The sequence below is a fragment of the Methylovulum sp. genome (genome assembly GCF_028687615.1).
Classification (GTDB): Bacteria; Pseudomonadota; Gammaproteobacteria; order Methylococcales; family Methylomonadaceae; genus Methylovulum.
In genome coordinates this window covers 1-4822 of sequence record NZ_JAQTZU010000055.1, presented here as the reverse complement: position 1 = coordinate 4822, position 4822 = coordinate 1, and the positions used below count along the sequence as shown (strand labels likewise).

The following is a 4822-nucleotide window of genomic DNA, read 5'->3' as shown; positions in this document are numbered from 1 at the left end:
TGAATACGGTTTGATAACTTGTTGAATCACTTAATAAATCCCACTGGCGGGTCTTAACCACGTTGTATTGTTGGGCATCAAAGCCGCCCATCATCCCATTGCCAACATTTTGCGCGGGGGTTTGTATGCCGCGTTCCACCACTGACTTATATCCGCCTGCAAATATATTATTCAAAAGATTCAGCGGTAAAACAAAGGAGCTTAGGTCAGAAAAAGTCTTGATCAGCGTATCAGCTTCACCGCCAAAAAATGTCATTCCTTTATTAATTCCTGCATTTAAATTTAAGCCAATATTCGATACATCCAGCCCACCAGCCTGGAAAAGCCGGTTAATAGTCCCCGTCAAAGCCGCTTGCAAGTTATTGATGCCAGTATTGATGCCGCGCAATTCGGCATATTCGCTGGCATGGATGTCTTCCAGCGTCTTCACGACATTGCCGATAGATTCGGACGACTTGCCGGCATCGCCTAATACGGTGCCTGTATCCGGTGACGACTTTGGCGGCTCTGCCACAGAACTACCGGAAGCAGCAAAACCCAATGCGGCCATTGATGCCAACATCAATGCCACTCCGACAAATCCACCAAATCCGGCTTGGGAATACATCTTAGACGCGCCCGCCGCAATGTTAGATATTGTAAGCGGAATATTAGTCGCTATCTCTTTGGCCTTCATCGCAATACTGGCCACAGCCAAGCCCATTTCGATCGTATGGAAGGCTTGCGCCGCCGCCGTTTTCTCGCCAAACATCGAAGCCGCCGAGGCCGCGATTTGCCGCGCCCCGTCCAGTTCCAACGCCGTTTTTTCAACAGTCAACCGCTTTTCTTTATCGGCATATTTCTGGGCGTTGGCGGCGCCTTCGGCGGTCAGCACGTCATTTTCAGTGTTGGCGGTGATATTGTCGGCCTTGGCAATTGCCAATTCATCCATTGACTTAGTATTATCGGCAATGCCTTGGGTCAGCGTTGACCATGCCCCCACCAGCGCATTAATGCCGCCCAATTGGGCGTCGAACACCGACGACGAGACAGAACCCAGCCCCTGCAGCGTCTGGCGGCTGGTCTCCAGCGATTGGTTGTAGCTTTCCACCGACTTGCGGGCCGCGTCCATTTCATCCTTGGCGGTTTGCGCGGTGGCGTTCTTGTCAAACTGGGCTTTTAAAGGGGCGATTTGCGTGGGCGACAAGCCCTTGTTTGCCAGCGTTTGCACGTAATAATCTTGCGCGGATAGTGTCAATTTCCGATACTGGTCATCCAATGCCGCCAATTCATCGGCTTGCAATTTATCCGATGCTTGTTTGGCTTCCAACGCCTTGTTTTCATCCCACAACGCCATTGCCCGTTTCTCATCCGCCAAAGCCGCCGACGTGGTGGCGATTTCCAAATCATGATAGGTCTTGGTATATTCCACCGCACTTAAGCGCAACTGCTCTTGGGTATCCGCAATTCCCTGGTATTTGTTCATGATTTGTTCAAAAAACTGCGTATGGGAATCTGGCGTTCCCGGCGCAAAATCAATGCTGATGCGGGGTTTGGCTTGTTCCGCCAGCGTGGCGAAATCCTGCCTGAAAGCTTCACGCCCGCCCAATTTTAACAAACGGTTGCGGGCTTCGAGTTGGGCAATCTCCCGGCTAATGTCCTCCTGCGTAGATTGGGCTTGGCTTTGGCGCTCAGAGGTGGCTTTTTTTTCTTCTTTCGCGGTGTTTTTTACTTCGGCCGATAACGCTTTTTGTGCCTCCTGCGCGGCAATTAACTGCGCGTTATACGCCTTGGCCTTGGCGGTTTGCTCGTCATCAAAGGTTTTTGGTATTTTGCTGTCCAGGTAATCTAGGCGCGGCAATTTGATTTGATTTATTTTATCTTGGATATCGGACTCCCATTTCAAGAAGGGCGCCTCGCGTTGCTCATTAAGCCGGTCCAGCTCATTGCGCAACGTAATCAACTTTTGGTTATATTGGTCAAACGTAATTAATCCGGCTTTAAAAAGGCGCGTGGCTTCCTCGGCTTTTGCATTAAACGCATCCTGTGGAGACTGTAATTCAAGCAAATAATTTTTATATTGCTCCGCTGTCATCCCCGCGTCGGCCATTTTTTTGCGCCATTCAACCGTCCCGTTGACATTGTCATCAATGGCTTGGGTGTTGCGTTCGTGGGCGGCAGTGAGTCCGTCCATCTTGTCCCAGCCACCCGTCAAAGCCGCTTTGGCCAAAGCGGCATGATAGCCAATATCCTCAAATTTATGCGCCCACCTACCGAGCACTTCCGTCGCTGTGTTGGCGATGCCATCAAATGAGTTAAGCCAGGTGCCAAACTGATACGCCATCACCCCCGCCATCGCTACATTTAGCACCCCCATCGCCACACCCATTGCGCTAATCCGCGTGGTGTTTTGGGCAATAATGGCATCAAGCTGCCGTTGTGCGATTGACTGTGCTGCGGTGGCTTGCGTTAAAGCCGTGGTTTGGATATTGAGCGTATTGGTCGCCGCTATCCGTCCACCCATTGACAACGTCCCCGCCAGCGTCGCACGGGTCGCCGCTATTTCCGCCTCAATCCGGGCTACCGTCGCGGCAGTTTGGTTTGCCGTGCGCCGGGCGTCCTCAATCAACGCGGCACCATGCGCCGTTAAAATCTGTGCATCGGCGGCGGCGGCACGGCCGGCCTGATATTGCGCCTGGCTGTACGCGGCAAGGCTAGACACGCCCTTAGAGGCCAAGGCCAGCACCGCCGCCTCGCCCACCAAAATAAGGCCGTCCAGTATCACGGGCAGGTTGTTGGCTAATACGCCAATGCCACTGGCCAGCGACGAGGTTGTGCCGTAGGCTGTGTTGGCGGCGTTGATGTAGCGGCCAAACTGCGTCTCCACGTCCGTCATGGCCCCCGCCACCGTCACCGGCATCAGTTTGAACTCGGCATTGATCTTTTCGGCCTGGGACAAGGTTGCTTGCAGCACTTTAGGGGCCGTCAATTCCCCTGACTCCGCCATTTTGCGCAATTCGCCCACCCCAACGCCCAAGCCATCCGCCAAGGCATAAGCCATCCTGGACCCGTTTTCCATGACACTATTAAACTCATCGCCGCGCAAAACACCCGACGCAAAGGCTTGGGACATCTGAGTGATAATGGAATTGCTTTCCGCTGTCGACGCCCCGGATATTGCCAACGATTTGGCCAGCATGTCGGAAAACGCGATGGTGTTGCCCATACTGCCACCCATCGCCTCGATGGATTTGTTTGTCCTGGCGAACAGGCCGGCGTTTTCAGAAAAAGCGGAATGGGTTTCCAGCGACACCGCCAGCAAGGCTTGGTTGGCGGCGATGTAATCCGCTTGCGAGGACGTGGCGGCTTTGACCCTGCCGTCCACCAACTTTAAGTTGTCGGCATACTGGATAAGTTCTTTGCCGCTGGCGTATAAGGCGACTAAACCCATACGCCGTCCGGGTGTTTGGCATAAATCAGCCCTTGCTCATGCAGCCACTGCAAATCCGCCCGCAGCACGGCGGTGCTGACAGCCTGATAACCGCCTGCCAGCATCGCCTTAGCCCAAGCGGGTGAGGTTAAGCACGTCTTGCAGGCGTGGGTTGGCTTTTAGGAGTTCGGCCTGTAGGGCGGCGACATGGGCAGGGTTGGCGGCAAACTGGCCTTGGCGCAGACGTTTGAAAACACCCGCCGCCCAACGGCGAAACTCGACGGCCTTGGGTTGTTTGGACAGGAAGGTGATGATAATCACGCCTTCTTCGTTGTAAACCCTTGTGTCGTAAAGCTTGCCGTCAGTTGCCGTCAATTTGACGGTAACTGAGTAGGCATCCAGTTCAGCTTTATTACGTTCATAAATTTTACTGATTTGGTCTCTCGGATTGGAATAGCCCAAGGTGGTACCGATGTCCTCACCAGCCATCCAGCGGTCGCCATGATGGTCTATTAGCCCGCGTAGGGCGCATTAGCGATAGCGTAATGCGCCGGATGTTTGAAGGCCAACATGCGGTGCAATACGGCTATCGCCTATTGCACCCTACGGTATGCGTCTTACGGGTTGCTTGAAGAGGGCAAATCAATTACCGTAACGTTGGGCACTTTACCGTAACGTTGGGCAGTCGGGGTTCGGGTGTGTTGGCTGTTCGTTTGTCGGGTTTGTAGGCTGCGGGTGGTTTTCAGGCTGTCGGTTGGCTTTGCTGGGTTTCACTGCGGGTTGGGTTGAGCGTCATCCCTGAATTCTGCGGTTTGTTGGCACTGTCTTTCCCGTTCCTGTTTCGTGTGTTGCAGGGTTGTGGTTTGGGCGGTCCCGTGTTGTTGCGGGTGGGTTGTCCGGCATCGGTGGCCGGGGCGTTTTTCTGGGTTTTGGCGGTTTGTTTGGCTGGGGTTTTGGGCGGGGTTCACGCTTGGCTTTGGCCTCGGTTGTCGGTTGGGTTTTCCGCCTTCACTTTCGGCTTGTCGGGTCTGGGTTTTGGCTGTCAACTTCAAGCAGTCGGGTCTAGTTTTTTAGTTTCGTTGTTGTCGGCCTTGCGGGGTTGCAATCAGTTTTGTATGGCTGGGTTGTTGGTCTTGCCTGTTGTGGCAAGCGGTTTTGAGCTGTTTTCTGCCGGGTGTTGTCGGGCTGGCAGTATGGGTGTTTTAGTCGTTGTGCGGCACTGCGGCACTGCGGCACTGCGGTGCAGCGGGCTTTTGCGGTGCGGGGCAAAATACGTCACCTTCAATGCCCAACAAGCCAGTCAAAGGGACTGCCCGCCGTTCCGGCTGGCGAAGTTTTTAGTTTTCACAGGTAGGCGGCTTTGCCGTAGGCCATCGGGCGGGCAGCCCCCTTACCGTAACGTTGGGCAGTTTG

3 protein-coding genes are annotated in these 4822 nt (G+C 54.1%); 1 reads left to right on the top strand and 2 read right to left on the bottom strand.

Going from position 1 to position 4822, the window contains the following annotated elements; translation table 11 throughout:
• Both PHH59_RS16860 and PHH59_RS16855 read right to left on the bottom strand, forming a co-directional pair.
• Window positions 1-3430, bottom strand: a 3430-nt coding sequence (locus PHH59_RS16860; protein WP_300019014.1) for a tape measure protein, incomplete at its 3' end; no start/stop codon positions are given.
• Window positions 3431-3538: 108 nt separating this feature from the next.
• Window positions 3539-3922, bottom strand: a complete 384-nt coding sequence (locus PHH59_RS16855) for a Bro-N domain-containing protein (RefSeq protein WP_300019017.1) — start codon at window positions 3920-3922, stop codon at window positions 3539-3541.
• 272 nt (window positions 3923-4194) lie between these two features.
• Here PHH59_RS16855 and PHH59_RS16850 point away from each other — a divergent pair.
• Window positions 4195-4822: hypothetical protein (locus PHH59_RS16850; RefSeq protein WP_300019012.1), on the top strand; the 628-nt coding region annotated here is incomplete at its 3' end.